Source organism: Kitasatospora sp. NPDC051702, assembly GCF_040681575.1.
Lineage (GTDB): Bacteria > Actinomycetota > Actinomycetes > Streptomycetales > Streptomycetaceae > Kitasatospora.
On the sequence record NZ_JBFAZB010000037.1, the window covers coordinates 34,383 to 50,182 of the forward strand.

A 15,800-nucleotide genomic window follows, 5' to 3' on the forward strand; every position below is an offset into this window, starting at 1 on the left:
CCGCCGACGCACCGACCCGCTGCCCCGCCGCCGAGAGGAGGCCCGGATGAAGCTGCCCCACTGGCCCCGCCGGGTCTTCGCACAACTGCTGCTGAGCCAGACCGTCGTCACCGTCGGTGTCACCGCGGTGACCGCCGGGCTGTTCCTGGCCCCGGTCAGCAGCGAGCTGGACCACGACGCGATGCAGCGGGCGCTGTCGATCGCCCAGGCCACCGCCACCCACGAGGTGATCGCACGGGCCGCCGACGCCCGGGACTCGGCGACCGCGCAGCGCAACGCCGAACAGATCCGGCTGGCCACCGGCGCCAGCTTCGTGGTGGTCACCGACCTGGAGGGCATCCGGCTCTCGCACACCGACCCGGACCGGATCGGCCAGCGGGTCAGCACCGACCCGGAGCCGGCGCTCAGCGGGCGCAGCGTCACCGCGATCCAGCAGGGCACCCTGGGCCGCACCGCCCGCGGCAAGGTGCCGCTGCGGGTCGCGGACGGCCGGATCGTCGGCGAGGTGTCGGTGGGCATCAGCGACGACTCGATCCGCCGCCGGCTGCTGAAGATGCTCACCGGGATCCTGCTGTGCGCGGGGGCCGGCCTGGCCGCCGGGACGGTCGCGACGCTGGCGCTGGCCCGACGGCTGAAGCGGCGCACCCATAACATCGCGCTGGCCGACATCTCGGCGCTGCTGGTGGAGCGGGAGGCGATGCTGCACGGCATCCGCGAGGGCATGGTGGCGCTGGACGAGCGCGGGCGGATCCGGCTGGCGAACGACGAGGCGGTGCGGTTGCTCGGCCTGCCCGCGGACTGCACCGGCCGGCCGATCGACGCGGTGCTGCCGCCGGGCCGGCTGGCGGACGTGCTGGCCGGGCGGATCACCGGCACCGACCTGCCGGCCGTCCGGGACGACCGGGTGCTGGTGGTGAACCGGACGACCACGGCCGAGCGCGGCGCGGTGGTGACGCTGCGCGACCGCACCGAGCTGGAGTCGCTGGTCCGCGAGCTGGACACCACCCGTAGCCTGACCGAGGCGCTGCGGGCGCAGGACCACGAGCACGCCAACCGGATGCACACCCTGCTGGGCCTGCTGGAGCTGGGCCGCCACGAGCAGGCGGTGGCGTTCATCTCGGAGCAGTCGGGTTCGCACGCGGCGGTGGCCGCGCGGATCGCCGAACAGGTGCAGGACCCGCACGCGGCGGCGCTGCTGGCGGGCAAGTCGGCGGTGGCGGGCGAGCGCGGAGTGCGGCTGGTGCTGGCCCCGGCGGCGCACCTGCCGGACGCGGTGGTGGACGCGCGGGCGCTGGTGACGGTGCTCGGCAACCTGATCGACAACGCGGTGGACGCGGTGGCGCCGGGCGGGGGCGGCCGGGTGGAGGTGACGCTGGCGGCGGCCGGCTCCACGCTGCTGCTGCAGGTCGCGGACAGCGGCCCGGGGGTGCCGGAGGAGCTGCGCGAGCAGGTCTTCGAGGAGGGGTGGACCAGCAAGGACGCACCCGCGCACCGTCCGCGCGGGCTGGGCCTGGCGATGGTGCGGCGGCTGGTCGAACGGACCGGCGGCCGGATCGTGCTCGACGCGGGGCCGCTCGGCGGCGCCCGGTTCACCGTCGAGCTGCCCGAGGCCCTGCTCACCACTCAGCTCGTGGAGGCGTGATGATCGACGTACTCGTGGTGGACGACGACTTCCGGGTCGCGGACGTGCACGCCGCCTACGTGGCCAGGGTGCCGGGCTTCCGGGTCACCGGCACCGCCCACTCGGCCGGGGAGGCGCTGGCCGCCCTGGAACGCCGCCCGGTGGACCTGCTGCTGCTCGACCACCACCTGCCGGACGAGACCGGCCTGGCCCTGGTGCGCCGGCTGCGGGAGCGGCAGGTGGCCTGCGACGTGATGATGGTGACGGCCGCCCGGGACGTGTCCACGGTGCACGCCGCGATGCAGCACGGCGCCCTGCAGTACCTGGTCAAGCCGTTCACCTTCGCCGGCCTGCGGGACAAGCTGGTCGCGTACGCGCAGCTGCGGCACGCGCTGGCCGCGCCGGCCCGGGAGGCGGGCCAGGACGAGGTGGACCGGCTGTTCGCGACCCTGCGCAGCGCGGCCTCCCCGGCCGGCCCGTTGCCGAAGGGCCATTCGGCGCCCACCACCGACCTGGTGCTGGGGGTGCTGCGGCAGGCGGGCCGGCCGCTGTCGGCGCAGGAGGTCGCGGAGGCCACCGGGCTGAGCCGCTCGACCGCGCAGCGCTACCTCAAGCAGCTGGAGCGGGACGCCCGGCTGCGGCTCACCCTGCGCTACGGCGACACCGGCCGGCCCGAGCACCGCTACGGCCTGGCCGCCCGACGGTGAACGGGCCCTGCCACCGGTGAACGGACCCGACCGTCCGGCGGTGAACGACGCCGGCCGCCCGGCGGCGGACAGGGGGGAACCCCGGCGGCCCCAGGCCCGCCGGGGTTCCCCGGGACGCGGCGCTCAGGCCGCGCCCGCACCGGTGAGGGCACGCACCTCCAGCTCGGCAAAGCGGTCCGCGTCGGCGGGTTCGGGCGAGGTGAGCGTCCCGATCCAGCCGGCCAGGAAGCCGAGCGGGATGGAGACGATGCCGGGGTTCTCCAGCGGGAACCAGTGGAAGTCCACGCCGGGGAAGAGCGCCACCTTGGTGCCGGACACCACCGGGGAGAACAGCACCAGCACGATCGCCGGGACGAGCCCGCCGTACACCGACCAGACCGCGCCGCGGGCAGTGAACCTCGACCAGAACAGGCTGTAGAGCAGCACCGGCAGGTTGGCGGAGGCCGCCACCGCGAAGGCCAGGCCGACCAGGAAGGCGACGTTCAGCTGCTGGGCGAAGAGGCTGATCGCGATGGCCGCGGCACCGATCCCGACGGCCGCGATCCGGGCCACCCCGACCTCCTGGTCGGTGGCCAGGTCGGTGGCCCCGTCACCGGCCGGCCCGGCGCCGGGCCGGGACGCCGGCACGGCCCCGCGCCGCAGCAGGGACCGGCGGCGCGGGCGGCCGCGCCAGGCGCCGGCCCAGATGTCGTGGGCGAAGGCCGCCGAGGAGGCCAGGGTGAGCCCGGCGACCACGGCGAGGATGGTGGCGAAGGCGATCGCCGAGATCAGGGCGAACAGCACGACCCCGCCGGTGCTGCCGTTGCCGCCGCCCAGCACCAGGGCGAGCAGCGGGACGGCGGTGTTCCCGGCCGAGTTGGCGTGCCGGACCTCGGCCGAGCCCACCAGCGCGGTCGCACCCAGGCCCAGGGCGATGGCCATCAGGTAGAAGCCGCCGACCAGGCCGATCGCCCACATCGTGGAGCGGCGGGCGGCCCGTGCGGTGGGCACGGTGTAGAAGCGGGACAGGATGTGCGGCAGCCCGGCGGTGCCGAGCACCAGGGCGAGTCCCAGGCTGAAGAAGTCGAGCCGGCTGGTGAAGGTGGCACCGTACTTGAGACCGGGTTCGAGGTAGCGGTGCCCGGCCCCGCTGTGCTGGGCGGCCTGGCGCATCAGCTCGCCCACGTCGCCGTGGAAGCGGACCATCAGCAGCACGGTGAGCAGCACCGAGCCGGCGATCAGCAGGACGGCCTTGACGATCTGGATCCAGGTGGTGGCCCGCATCCCGCCGACCGTGACGTAGACGATCATCAGGGCGCCGACGGCGACGATGGTCCAGGTCCGGGCGTGCGGGCTGCTGGTGCCGAGCAGCAGGGCGACCAGCGAGCCCGCGCCGACCATCTGGGCGACCAGGTAGAGCAGGGTGACGACGACGCTGGCGCCGCCGGCCGCGGCCCGCACCTTGCGGCGGCGCAGCCGCAGTGCGAGCACGTCGGCGAGGGTGTACCGGCCGGCGTTGCGGACGAGTTCGGCGACCAGCATCAGCACCACCAGCCAGGCGACCAGGAAGCCGATGCTGTAGAGCACGCCGTCGTAGCCGTACAGCGCGATCAGTCCGGCGACGCCGAGGAAGGAGGCCGCGGAGAGGTAGTCGCCGGAGAGCGCGAAGCCGTTCTGCAGCGGGGTGAAGTCGCGGCCGCCGGCGTAGAAGTCCTCGGCGGCGCCGCCCTTGCGGCCGACCCAGAGGGTGATCGCCAGGGTGACCAGGACGATGACCGCGAACAGCGCGATGGCGAGGTCGTGGTGGTCGCCGGTGGGGGCGACGGGGGGCGGGGTGGCGGTCGTCATCGCAGCTGGTCCTGGGTGTCCCAGCGCAGGCCCAGGGCGGCGCGGTCGCGCTTGGTCCGGGCGTTGCGGGCGTAGAGCCAGGTGAGCACGAAGGTGGTGGCGAACTGCAGCAGGCCGAGCAGCCAGGCCACGTTGACCGGGCCGGCCACCTGGCTGCGCATCACGCCGGGAGCGGCGGCCTGGGCGGCGACGTACATCAGGTACCAGGAGAGGAAGGCGCCGCTGACCGGGAAGACGAAGCCCCGGTGGCTGCGGCGGATGTCCTGGAAGGCGGCGCTGCGCTGGACGGCCCGGTACACCTCGGTGCTGTCGGTGGTGGTGGCCACGGCGCGGGAGGGCTGCGGCGCTTCGACCGGCCCGGCACCGGACGGCCCGGCGCCCGACGACCCGGCGGCGGTGGACGGCCCGGCGCCCGACGGCCCGGCGGCCGGGGCTGCGGCCGGGGGTACCGCCGGGGCCGGCGGGACCTCCCGTGCGGGGGTCGGCCGAACGGGTACCGCCGACTGGCCGGGTACCGCCGGTCGGCCGGGTGCCGCCGTCCGGTCGGAGGCGGTGGCGGCAGCCGGAGCGGCCCACCAGTCGAATCGCTGCCCCTGCCCGGGACTGCTGGTCTGCTGCTGTGGCACTGCTGCTCCTGGACCGGCGGGCACTCTGACCCGAACCATCATGGGGGCCGCCGGGCAGCGCCTCTGACCATTGCAGATACGTTCACTCGATGAGGTGATCGATGATCCGACAGACACTCATCCGACTACTGCTGCGTACCGGTGATCCCGTGTCGGAACGCGTACGCGACGGCCTGCGCCCGGTCCCGCACCGCGGTCTTCGCGAACAGGTTGTTGATGTGCGTCTTCACGGTGGCCTGGCTGACGAACAGCCGCTGGGCGATCTCGGCGTTGGAGAGCCCGTCGGCGATCAGGGCGAGCACCTCGGCCTCCCGGGCGGTCAGCCCGTCCGGCAGCGCCCCGCGTCGGCCGACCGGCTCCCGGGGCGTCGGCGTCGGCGCCCCGGGGTGCTCCGAAAGCCTTTCCAGCAAACGGAGTTGGATCTGCGGCGAGAGTCCGGCCGCGCCCGAGCGGACGTCCGCGATGGCCCGGGCGATCTCCTCGCCGCCGGCGTCCTTGGTGAGGTAGCCGCGCGCCCCGGCCTGCAGCGCCGGGAACAGCGAGTCGTCGTCGGCGTAGGTGGTGAGCACCACCACCTCGGTCTCCGGGTGCGCGGTCCGGATCCGCCTGGTCGCCTCGACGCCGTCACAGCGGGGCATCCGCAGGTCCATCAGCACCACGTCCGGGTGATGCCGCTCCACCAGGGCGACGGCCTCCTCGCCGTCCGCCGCCGCGCCGACCACCTCGATGCCGGGCAGCAGCCCGAGCAGCATCACGATGCCCTCGCGCACCACCGTCTGGTCGTCCGCCACCAGCACCCTGGTCGTCCCCGTGCCGCTCATCCGCCCGTCCCGCCGCATCCCGTCGCCGCCCCGCGGCGCCCACGCCCTCCGCGGGCCGACCCGCCCCGCCCGCTCACCCCGGCACCCGCAGCTGCACGCGCCACCCTCCGTCCTCGGGGCCCGCCAGCAGGGTGCCGCCGAGCAGTTCCGCGCGTTCGCGCATCCCCAGCAGACCGTACCCGCCGCCGCTGGCCGCGAGCCCTCCGGGCGTCTCGCCGCGCGGGGCCCTGGAGTTGCGCACCTCCAGCTCCACGGCGTCCGCCAGGTAGCGCAGTTCGACGGAGCACCGGGCGCCGGGCGCGTGCTTGCGGACGTTGGTCACCGCCTCCTGCGCGGTGCGCCGCACGGCGAGGGCCGGTTCCGCGGCGAGCGGCCGGGGGCTGCCGGTGACGGTCAGCGCGGCGCGCTCCCGCTCGGTCAGCTCCACCAGGAACTCCCCGACCGGGGTGAACTCGCCGCGCAGCGCCGACAGCGCCTGCCTGGTCTCGGCCAGCCCGTCCTGGGCCATCCGCCGCGCGGCGACGACCCGTTCGCGGACCTGCTCGCGGTCGGTGCCCGCGTCCAGCATCAGCCGGGCCGCCTCCAGGTGGACGAGCTGCGCGGACAGGCTGTGGGCGAGCACGTCGTGGATCTCCCGGGCGATCCTGGCCCGTTCGGCGAGCGCGGCGCTCTCCGTCTCGGCGGCCCGGGCGGCGCGCTCCTGGACCAGCAGCCGGCGGGCGGTGCCACGCGCCTCGAGGTCCAGCCGCATCAGGTAGCCCAGCATGACCAGCCCTCCGACGGTCGCGATGATGCTCAGCCAGCTCGCCCAGCTGACGGCGGTGTACGAGCCGAGCGCGGCGGCGGCGACGAGGACCGCGGGCGCGGGCGGCAGCCGGACCAGCGCGGTCACGGCGAGCCCGTACCAGAGCACGTCGGCGAGCAGGATGGCCCCGCCCCAGTTCGCCAGCCAGGCCGCGCCGACGACCGCCGCGGACAGGGCGAACGCGGGCACCGGGTGCTGCTCCCGGCTGGCGTGCAGGTAGCCGGCGCTGAGGCCGACGGCGGCGGCCAGCCCGGCCACCGCCACCACCACCGCCCAGCCCGCGTACCTGCCGTCGGCGAAGGTCCCCCAGCAGACGGTGATCAGCAGGACGGCCCGGCCGAGCCCGGTGAGCAGCCGGCGCGGTCCGCTCTCGGCGTCGCGCTCCAGCCCCTCGCGGGACGGCCAGCGGGTCCAGTACCACCCGGCCACGGGTTCCTCCTCGGAGCTCGGTGCGGTCGGTCAGCGGTCGGTCAGCGCAGCCCGGCGACCCGGTCCGGGGCCTCCAGCATCCGGGCCCTCCAGTTCACCACGAGCGAGCGCACCAGCAGCAGCACCGCCAGGCTGAGCAGCAGCGCGCTGCTCGCCTGGTGGACGTGCAGGACGGCGCCGGTCTCGTAGAGGCTGAGCCGGATGAAGATCATCCCGGCCCAGGCGGCCATCGTGGCCTTGGTGCCCTTGGCCCAGAGCGCGCCGTCCTCGGCCCGCCAGAGCCGGACGGTCCAGCCCCAGACGGAGCCCATCGCGAGCACCGCCGCGAGTCCGCAGCCGAGCAGGGTGGCGGAGAGCACGGTGTGCTCGTGGTCGATCAGCCGGGGGTCGCGCAGCGCGAGCGCGCCGAGGACCACCGGCAGCACCCAGAAGCGGCGGTCGCCGTCCAGCCGCTGCGGGCGCATCTGGCGCCGGATGACCAGGGCCATCACCGCGACGACCACGAGGAGGTTGACGAGGGCCGACATCGGACTACTCCGTCCCGGGGGGAGACTTGAACTGACCTCCCCGACGCTACGGATCCGGCGCCCCGCGCTGATCGGAGCCGGGGTGGACCGCGGGTGGAACCGGCAGCACGAGGGCCCTCCACCCGGAGGTGGAGGGCCCTCGCCGCGCGGGGCGCGTCAGGCGTCGATGCGGGAGCGGTCCAGGGTGGCCGCCGAGTCCACGATGAACTCCTTGCGCGGGGCGACGTCGTTGCCCATCAGCAGGTCGAAGACCTTCTCGGCCTGCTCCAGGTCGCCCAGGTTGATCCGGCGCAGCGTGCGGTGGCGCGGGTCCATGGTGGTCTCGGCCAGCTGGTCGGCGTCCATCTCGCCGAGGCCCTTGTACCGCTGCACCGGGTCCTTCCAGCGCAGCCCCTTGCGCTGGAACTCCAGCAGGGTGGAGCGCAGTTCGGCGTCCGAGTAGGTGTAGTGGTACTTCTCCTGGCCGCGCTTGGGGTTGGTGAGCTCGATCCGGTGCAGCGGCGGCACCGCGGCGAAGACCCGGCCCTGCTCGACCATCGGCCGCATGTAGCGGTGGAAGAGGGTCAGCAGCAGGGTGCGGATGTGCGAGCCGTCGACGTCGGCGTCGGCCATGAAGATGACCCGGCCGTAGCGGGCCTGGTCGATGTCGAAGGTGCGGCCCGAGCCGGCCCCTATCACCTGGATGATCGCGGCGCACTCGGCGTTCTTGAGCATGTCGCTCACCGAGGCCTTCTGCACGTTGAGGATCTTGCCGCGGATCGGCAGCAGCGCCTGGAACTCGGAGTTGCGGGCGAGCTTGGCGGTGCCGAGCGCGGAGTCGCCCTCGACGATGAAGAGTTCGCTGCGGTCGACGTCGTCGCTGCGGCAGTCGGCCAGCTTGGCCGGCAGCGAGCTGGTCTCCAGCGCGGTCTTGCGGCGCTGGGCCTCCTTGTGCTGGCGGGCGGCGACCCGGGTGCGGGCGGCGGCGACGATCTTCTCCATGACCGCCCGGGCCTGGAGCTTGTGGTCCTTCTTGGCCGAGGTGAGGAAGGCCTTGAGCTCCTTGGCGAGGACGGCGGCGACGATCCGGTTGGCCGCCGAGGTGCCGAGCACCTCCTTGGTCTGGCCCTCGAACTGCGGCTCGGCGAGCCGGACGGTGACCACCGCGGTGAGGCCCTCGGTGGCGTCGTCCTTGGTGATGTCGTCCTCGGCCACGCGCAGCAGCTTGGCGGAGCGCAGCGCCTCGTTGACGGTCTTGGCCAGCGAGCGCTCGAAGCCGGTGACGTGGGTGCCGCCCTTGGGGGTGGCGATGATGTTGACGAAGGAGCGCAGCGTGGTGTCGTAGCCGGCGCCCCAGCGCAGCGCGATGTCCACGCCCAGGTGGCGGGTGACCTCGGTGGGGGTCATGTGGCCGAGCTCGTCGAGGACGGGCACGGTCTCCTTGAAGGTGCCCTCGCCGCGCAGCCGCAGCACGTCGCAGACCGGCTTGTCCGGGGCGAGGAACTCGCAGAACTCGGCGATGCCGCCGTCGTAGCGGAACACCGACTCCTCGACCTGCTCGCTCTCGGTGAGCCGCTCGTCACGCACGACGATGGTCAGGCCGGGGACGAGGAAGGCGGTCTGCCGGGCGCGGCTGTGCAGGTTCTCCAGGGAGAGCTTGGCGTCCTTGAGGAAGATCTGCCGGTCGGCCCAGTAGCGGATCCGGGTGCCGGTGCGGGTCTTCGGCACCTTGCGGCTCCGGGTCAGGCCGTTGGCCGGCTCGAAGGGGGCGTCCGGGCTGGTCTCGGTGAAGATGCCGGGGGTGCCGCGGCGGAAGCTGATCGCGTGGGTGTGACCGCTGCGGTCCACCTCGACGTCGAGCCGGGCGGAGAGGGCGTTCACCACGGAGGCGCCGACGCCGTGCAGACCGCCGGAGGCCGCGTAGGAGCCGCCGCCGAACTTGCCGCCGGCGTGCAGCTTGGTCATCACGACCTCGACGCCGGACAGCCCGGTCTTGGGCTCGACGTCGACGGGGATGCCGCGCCCGTTGTCGCGCACCTCCACGGAGGAGTCCGGGTGCAGCAGGACCTCGATGCGGTCGCAGTAGCCGCCCAGCGCCTCGTCGACCGAGTTGTCGATGATCTCCCAGAGGCAGTGCATCAGACCGCGGCTGTCGGTCGAGCCGATGTACATGCCGGGGCGCTTGCGAACCGCCTCCAGGCCCTCCAGGACGAGCAGGTGCCGAGCGGTGTAGTTGGAACCGTCGTCGCCGGCCAGCAGTGCGGACGGCACGGTCGTTTCGGCACTCACGCGGCACTCTCCTCGGTGAAGTTCTGTCTCATCGGTCACATCCGGCACGCGTCCGGCCCGCCCGCCAGTGCAGCACGCCGCACCGACAGTCGTCGCCCAGGGTGCCCGAACCCCTCCGGCGGGTGCCCAGCACGGCGGGCCGCCTCCGCGCAGCTTGTACGCGCTGCGCGAACAAGGACCGTACCGGCACCCGGGGCTCCGGGGCGCCATCTCCTCCCGGTACCACCGGTCCTGGCGGATCGTGGGGTCTGGTGCAGGCTCCGGAACTGCCGTTATGCAGGCTACCGGGGCCCGGGACGGGGCTTATGCTCCAACCCGGCAGAGGATTATGCTACGCGGACCTCGCACCCCGTCCCGATCGGGCGTTCGAGCGACGGGCGGATCCTGGGAACGGGCACGCATGAACCACCGGCCCCCGGGGCACGTCCTCATCAACACAGCAGAATCCTCAGAGAAGAAAAGCCACGAGCGGGAACGTTTTCGGCCTGGTTGGATGTTGACCCTGGTACGACAGCTCGTCGAGCTAGAGAAGAGGCGACGTGACTACTGTTCTGACACCTGCGAGCCCGCTCACCGCGGCTGACCGCTGCGACCGATGCGGCGCCCAGGCCTACCTGCGCGTCGTACTCGCCAGCGGCGGAGAGCTGCTCTTCTGCGCCCACCACGGCCGGAAGTTCGAGCCCGAGCTCAAGAAGATCGCCGTGGAGATACAGGACGAGAGCGGCCGGCTCGGCACCACCAACGCCACGGCCTCCGACGACGAGCGCTGATCCCGGGCGCCACACCAGCAGCCAGCGTCGAGCTGTGTCCGGCCATGCACCGCGCGTGACCGGTGAGCCGGGCGGCAGGTCCCCCTCGGGGGGCCGGTCGCCCGGCTCTGCTGTTGCCCGGGGCAGGCACGCTGCGCACCGACGCCGCGTCAGAACGTGACCGGCCGGTCACCCGCGGCGCACGGCGCGCACCTCAGAGCACCGAGCGCACCGCGTCCGCGACCGAGGCCACCCTGGTGTAGACGCCGGGGTGGGCCGCCTCGGCGCAGCCCGTCCCCCAGGAGACTAGGCCCACCAGCCGCCCGGCGACGACCAGCGGGCCGCCGCTGTCGCCCTGGCAGGCGTCCCTGCCACCCTTCTCCTCGCCCGCACAGACCATGCCGCGGGCGTCGAACTTGCCGTCCTGTCCGCCCGGGTAGGCGTGCGCGCAGGTCTGGTCCGCGATGATCGGCACGTCCACCCCGCGCAGCACGGGCGAGTAGTTGCCCCTCCCGGTGGTGTCGCCCCACCCGAAGACCCGGGCCGTCGTGCCGGCCGCGTACGGCTCGGTCTCGCCCTGGCCGACCAGGTCGATCACCGGGCGGGAGCCCTGGGAGTCGGTCAGCGTGACCACCGCCACGTCGTTCATGTTGGCGCTGAAGGCGTAGTCGGGGTGGATCCACACCGACCGGACGGAGACTTCGCGCCCGACCGAGCCCCGCATGTCGTCCCGGCCGACGATGACCTTGAGGCCCGGCCGGTCCACCCTGGCACCCCTGGACTCGTCGTAGAAGCAGTGCGCGGCTGTCACCACCTTGGTCGGCGTGACCAGCGCTCCCCCGCAGAACTGACCGGACCGGCCGGCACCGAACTGCTGGCGGCTGGAGAGCGCCACCACCCACGGGTGGTCGGCGGTGCTCTCGGCGGCGCCCCCGACCACCCGGCGCTGCGCCCCGGCGGGCCCGGCCGTGCCGAGCGCGACCAGCGGGACGGGCACGGCGGCCAGCAGCGCCAGCACCGCGGCCCGTCGACGCCGGCCCGGACGGGCGGCGGCGGGGAGGGCGGCCGGCGGAAGGGCGGCGGCCGGACGGGCCGGGGGCGGGGCGGTGGTCGGCAGGACAGCGCGGTCCGGAATGGGCGGCACCGTGACTCCAGTCGGCTCGGCGGCAGGCAACCGGCACAGCGTAGGTGATCGACTACGCTCCGCGTCCGGTTCCCGGCACACCGCCACCCGGACGAGGGACAACCGGCACCCGGACGCTGACCCGCCCGGCCCGGGGAAGCACGGAGGCCCGGAGCCGTCCGGCTCCGGGCCTCCGCCACGCACTCACGGCCTCGTCGGCCGGGTCGGATCAGTCCAGGTAGTCGCGCAGCACCTGGGAACGCGACGGGTGGCGCAGCTTCGACATGGTCTTCGACTCGATCTGGCGGATGCGCTCACGGGTGACCCCGTACACCTTGCCGATCTCGTCGAGCGTCTTCGGCTGACCGTCCGTCAGGCCGAAGCGCATCGAGACCACGCCGGCCTCGCGCTCGGAGAGGGTGTCCAGCACCGAGTGCAGCTGCTCCTGGAGCAGGGTGAAGGAGACCGCGTCGGCCGGGACGACCGCCTCGGAGTCCTCGATCAGGTCACCGAACTCGCTGTCGCCGTCCTCGCCCAGCGGGGTGTGCAGCGAGATCGGCTCGCGGCCGTACTTCTGGACCTCGATGACCTTCTCGGGGGTCATGTCGAGTTCCTTGGCCAGCTCCTCCGGGGTGGGCTCGCGGCCCAGGTCCTGGAGCATCTGGCGCTGGACGCGGGCCAGCTTGTTGATGACCTCGACCATGTGCACCGGGATGCGGATGGTGCGGGCCTGGTCGGCCATGGCGCGGGTGATCGCCTGCCGGATCCACCAGGTGGCGTAGGTCGAGAACTTGTAGCCCTTGGTGTAGTCGAACTTCTCGACCGCACGGATCAGACCGAGGTTGCCCTCCTGGATCAGGTCCAGGAAGAGCATGCCGCGACCGGTGTAGCGCTTGGCCAGCGAGACCACCAGACGGAGGTTGGCCTCCAGCAGGTGGTTCTTGGCCCGACGGCCGTCCTCGGCGATGATCTCCAGCTCGCGCTTGAGCTTGGGGGCGAGCTTGTCGGCGGCCGAGAGCTTGTCCTCGGCGAACAGGCCGGCCTCGATGCGCTTGGCGAGCTCGACCTCCTGCTCGGCGTTGAGCAGCGGGACCTTGCCGATCTGCTTCAGGTAGTCCTTGACCGGGTCGGCGGTGGCACCGGCGACGGCGACCTGCTGGGCCGGCGCGTCGTCCTCGTCGTCGTCGGAGAGGACGAAGCCCTCCGACTCCTCCTCCGGGGCGCCCTCGGTCTCGGTACCGGCCTTGTCGGCCGGCAGCGCGACGTCCTCGAGGAGCTCCTCCTCGCCGATCAGCTCCTCGTCGCCCTTGCCGGCCTTGCCGGCGGCGGTCTTCTTGGCGGCGGTCTTCTTGGCGGGCGCGGCGGTCTTCTTGGCCGCGGCCTTCTTGGCCGGAGCAGCCTTCTTCGCCGCGACGGCACGCGCCTCGGCGACGACGGTGGTGCCCTCGGCGGTGATCTCGGCGGACACCGTGGGCGCGGGCGCCGCGGCGGCCGCGACGGCCGGGGCCGCGACGGGAGCGCCGGGCGCGATGCGCACGGGCGGCTTGGTCGGGGCCGACGGAGCGGCCGGGGTCCGGGTGGTGACAGCCTTGGTGGCGGTGCGCTTGGTGGGGCTCTTGGCGGCAACGCTCTTGCGCTTGGCGCCGGCCGGCTCGGCCGCGCTGACCATCAGGTCCACGCCCTCCTCAATCAGCACCTGATTGAGGCTGCGCATGACGTTCTTCCACTTGGTGACCGGGATCTGGTCCGCCTCGAACGCCTGGCGCACGTCGTCACCGGCGATCTGCCCCTGGGCCTTGCCCCGCTCGATGAGCGCCAGCAGAGCCGCGGACTCGGCGATCTCGGGGGGAAGCGAACGGGATGTGCTGGCCGACACGAACAACCTCTCGGACGATGAGTGGACTCGAACCCGTACCGGCCGCCCGAGCGGGCGGGGAAGGAGATCGCGCGTCGCACGCGCGGTGTCGATTCCGACCGACTCGGGCTTGAGGACTGGGTTTGCAGGACGGCAGCAGCGCCGCGGACCAACACAGCATTCTGACATGTTGGAGTATTCCGGAGCTGCTCCCGCTCAGGAGACATCGCTGCTACTCGTCAAGTGTTACGCATGGCCTTCGTGTCGCGGGTCACACCACTCGGCGTCCGCGGCCACCGGGCCGGAGTCCATCATCGCGCACTCGCGCCGAAACCTGTTGTCATGGGCGCTACATTTCGGGTTGCGGTCGGGCCACCGGTGTGCAGAGGCCCTCCGGCTGCACCGCACGGGCGCGGCCGGAGGGCTCTGGAGGAGCGGTGGACGCCCGGGGCGCCCCGGCTCGTCGGAACAGCCCGCTCAGTGCTCCCGGGGAGCCGGCACGGACGGCTCGATCTCGGGGTGCGCGGTGAGCAGCGCCCGCATCGCGACCTCGCCCGCGGTGCCGTCGCCGGTCCCCAGCGCGTCCACCAGCCGGGCGTGCAGGCTGACCGAGGCCTCGGACGGCCGCTCGCAGGAGGTGGCCGGACCGCCCGACACCTGCAGCGCGCCGGCGACGATCGCGGACAGGTGCTCCAGCATCCGGTTGCCCGCCATCTGCAGGACCAGGCCGTGCAGCTCGGCGTCGGCCCGGGTGTAGGTGGAGAGGTCCGCCTGGGCGGCGGCGTGGCCCATGATCTCGACCAGCTCGACCAGCCGCTGCTGGACGTCCTCCCGGCCGTGGCCGGCGGCGAGCCGGGCGGCCAGCGGGTCGATCGCCCAGCGGAGCTCGAACAGCTCCCGGCGCTGCTCGTCGCGCTGCGGGCCGAAGGCGCGCCACTCGATGATGTCCGGGTCCAGCAGGTTCCAGTCGCCCACCGGGCGGACCCGGGTGCCGACGTTCGGCCGGGCACTGACCAGGCCCTTGGCCTCCAGCACGCGCAGCGACTCGCGGACGACGGTCCGGGACACCTCGAACCGCTGGCCGATCTCCTCGGGGACGAGCGGGCGGTCGGCGCCGAGGTCGCCGGAGACGATCATCTGGCCGAGCTGCTGGACCAGCTGGCCGTGCAGACCGCGGCCGCGGCTGCTGGTGGTCTTGCGGCCGACCCGCACGAGGTCGGACTCGGCGCCCTCCCAGCGGGGGGCCGGCGGGGTCGGCCGGTCGGCGTACGAGAAGCGGTCCAGATCGCCGGGGCCGTGGATGGGCCCTTCGGCGGAACGGGCGGGGGTCATGGTGGGGTGCGCAAGGGTACTCACAGCTCCTTTGTCGGCGATCGGCAGGCGCAGCTTGAGAATTCTCGTGAAAAGCACACGAAAGGGTGATCGACCGCGACTGGATAATTGACTTCTTATCAGGAAGAACCGCTCATTACGGTCACTGCTGGTCGATCTTGGTGCTTCGGTGCGACAGCCGTCCGGCGGACGGCGACGCCGGCCTCAGAGCGCTCGCCGCCGGACCTGGACCAGCAGGGCCGCCAGCAGCAGCACCGCCGCGGGGGCGGCGACCGCCGCGAGCAGGGCCGGATCCGTCAGCGCCGTGCCCCCGGCCGCGACCTCCCGGCCCCCGCGGTACACCCAGCCGTAGGCCCACTCGATGCCGGACTGGAACGGCAGCAGCCCCGCCGCGCGGGCCGGCCACGGCCGGCCGGTCTGCCGCAGCAGCAGCGCCACCCCGGACTCCAGCAGCGGGGGCAGCGCGCACAGCAGCAGCATTCCGGCCGCCGCGCTGCGGGTCAGCGAAGCCGTCAGCACCCCGGTCCAGCCCGCCACGACGGTCAGCAGGACGAACGCCAGCAGGGCGGCCGGCACGCCGTGGCCGACCGCCGGGCCGACCGGGGCGAAGACCCCCGGGAGGTCCGCCAGACCGTCCAGCCCGGCGGCGGCCAGCGCCCCGGACACCCGGCCCGACACCGCGGAGGGCTGCGCCCAGGCGGCCACCGTCACCCCGGCGGGCAGCGCGAGGTGCACGGCGACCGCGTCGAGCAGCAGGGTGGCGAGCGCCAGCAGCCCCGCGACCGGGCCGATCACCAGCAGCTTGACCAGCAGCAGCCGGACCCGGCGCGGGTAGGACACCAGCGAGGCCGGCAGCCCCGGGTGGCGCACCTCGTGCCCGTACGAGAGCGCGCCCAGCACGCCCGCGCCGAGCGCCGCGAAGGGCAGCGGGACCAGCGGCACGGCGGCGGTCAGCAGCCGCACCCCGGCGGCCGCGGGCAGCGGGCCGGCAGGGGTCTGACCCGCCAGGACGGCGGCCACGGCGGCGTCGCAGAGCAGCACGGCGGCCAGCAGCAGCCAGGTGGAACGCAGGCCGCGCAGACGGCGCAGCTCGTAGGCCAGGACTCGCAC

13 protein-coding genes are annotated in these 15,800 nt (G+C 73.7%); 3 read left to right on the forward strand and 10 right to left on the reverse strand.

Features of this window, described 5'->3' with window-relative positions:
- Positions 1 to 46: 46 nt before the first annotated feature.
- Together AB0N04_RS26835 and AB0N04_RS26840 are read left to right on the forward strand one after the other, a co-directional pair.
- On the forward strand, positions 47 to 1,642 hold the full coding sequence (locus AB0N04_RS26835; RefSeq protein ID WP_360212257.1) for a sensor histidine kinase: 1,596 nt from the start codon (positions 47 to 49) through the stop codon (positions 1,640 to 1,642).
- Entirely contained in the window at positions 1,642 to 2,328 is a 687-nt protein-coding gene (locus AB0N04_RS26840) for a response regulator (protein ID WP_360212259.1), read from the forward strand. The genes AB0N04_RS26835 and AB0N04_RS26840 overlap by 1 nt, the downstream gene beginning before the upstream one ends.
- Positions 2,329 to 2,451: 123 nt before the next feature.
- Here AB0N04_RS26840 and AB0N04_RS26845 read toward each other — a convergent pair whose 3' ends face one another.
- The 6 genes from AB0N04_RS26845 to AB0N04_RS26870 form a co-directional block, all read right to left on the reverse strand.
- Entirely contained in the window at positions 2,452 to 4,155 is a 1,704-nt protein-coding gene (locus AB0N04_RS26845; RefSeq protein ID WP_360212261.1) for a cation acetate symporter, read from the reverse strand.
- On the reverse strand, positions 4,152 to 4,481 hold the full coding sequence (locus AB0N04_RS26850; RefSeq protein ID WP_360212263.1) for a DUF485 domain-containing protein: 330 nt from the start codon (positions 4,479 to 4,481) through the stop codon (positions 4,152 to 4,154). The genes AB0N04_RS26845 and AB0N04_RS26850 overlap by 4 nt, the downstream gene beginning before the upstream one ends.
- Before the next feature lie 425 nt (positions 4,482 to 4,906).
- Entirely contained in the window at positions 4,907 to 5,602 is a 696-nt protein-coding gene (locus tag AB0N04_RS26855; protein ID WP_360212265.1) for a response regulator transcription factor, read from the reverse strand.
- A 73-nt stretch (positions 5,603 to 5,675) separates the two neighbouring features.
- Entirely contained in the window at positions 5,676 to 6,836 is a 1,161-nt protein-coding gene (locus AB0N04_RS26860; protein WP_360212267.1) for a histidine kinase, read from the reverse strand.
- A gap of 41 nt (positions 6,837 to 6,877) precedes the next feature.
- Positions 6,878 to 7,363, reverse strand: coding sequence for a DUF1453 domain-containing protein (locus tag AB0N04_RS26865; RefSeq protein WP_360212269.1), 486 nt, complete (start codon positions 7,361 to 7,363; stop codon positions 6,878 to 6,880).
- Between the two features lie 156 nt (positions 7,364 to 7,519).
- The gene (locus AB0N04_RS26870; protein ID WP_360212271.1) at positions 7,520 to 9,631 is read right to left on the reverse strand and encodes a DNA topoisomerase IV subunit B; all 2,112 of its coding nucleotides are present in this window, start codon (positions 9,629 to 9,631) and stop codon (positions 7,520 to 7,522) included.
- Between the two features lie 539 nt (positions 9,632 to 10,170).
- Between AB0N04_RS26870 and AB0N04_RS26875 the strand changes: the two genes are divergently transcribed.
- Positions 10,171 to 10,401 (forward strand): hypothetical protein, encoded by a 231-nt coding sequence (locus tag AB0N04_RS26875; protein ID WP_360212273.1) that lies wholly within the window; start codon positions 10,171 to 10,173, stop codon positions 10,399 to 10,401.
- 193 nt (positions 10,402 to 10,594) lie between these two features.
- Here AB0N04_RS26875 and AB0N04_RS26880 read toward each other — a convergent pair whose 3' ends face one another.
- The 4 genes from AB0N04_RS26880 to AB0N04_RS26895 form a co-directional block, all read right to left on the reverse strand.
- Positions 10,595 to 11,524, reverse strand: a complete 930-nt coding sequence (locus tag AB0N04_RS26880; RefSeq protein WP_360212275.1) for a serine protease — start codon at positions 11,522 to 11,524, stop codon at positions 10,595 to 10,597.
- A 208-nt stretch (positions 11,525 to 11,732) separates the two neighbouring features.
- Positions 11,733 to 13,379: an RNA polymerase sigma factor gene (locus AB0N04_RS26885; protein ID WP_360212277.1), complete on the reverse strand. Its 1,647-nt coding sequence runs from the start codon at positions 13,377 to 13,379 to the stop codon at positions 11,733 to 11,735.
- 456 nt (positions 13,380 to 13,835) lie between these two features.
- A complete protein-coding gene (locus AB0N04_RS26890) occupies positions 13,836 to 14,768 on the reverse strand; it encodes an FCD domain-containing protein (RefSeq protein WP_360212279.1) in 933 nt (310 codons plus the stop codon).
- Between the two features lie 126 nt (positions 14,769 to 14,894).
- Positions 14,895 to 15,800: a hypothetical protein gene (locus tag AB0N04_RS26895; RefSeq protein ID WP_360212281.1), complete on the reverse strand. Its 906-nt coding sequence runs from the start codon at positions 15,798 to 15,800 to the stop codon at positions 14,895 to 14,897.

Coding starts and splice junctions, on each gene's coding strand:
- AB0N04_RS26855 (WP_360212265.1), bottom strand. CDS start 5,602: ATGAGCGGCACGGGGACGACCAGGGTGCTGGTGGCGGACGACCAGACG.
- AB0N04_RS26840 (WP_360212259.1), top strand. CDS start 1,642: ATGATCGACGTACTCGTGGTGGACGACGACTTCCGGGTCGCGGACGTG.
- AB0N04_RS26865 (WP_360212269.1), bottom strand. CDS start 7,363: ATGTCGGCCCTCGTCAACCTCCTCGTGGTCGTCGCGGTGATGGCCCTG.
- AB0N04_RS26845 (WP_360212261.1), bottom strand. CDS start 4,155: ATGACGACCGCCACCCCGCCCCCCGTCGCCCCCACCGGCGACCACCAC.
- AB0N04_RS26835 (WP_360212257.1), top strand. CDS start 47: ATGAAGCTGCCCCACTGGCCCCGCCGGGTCTTCGCACAACTGCTGCTG.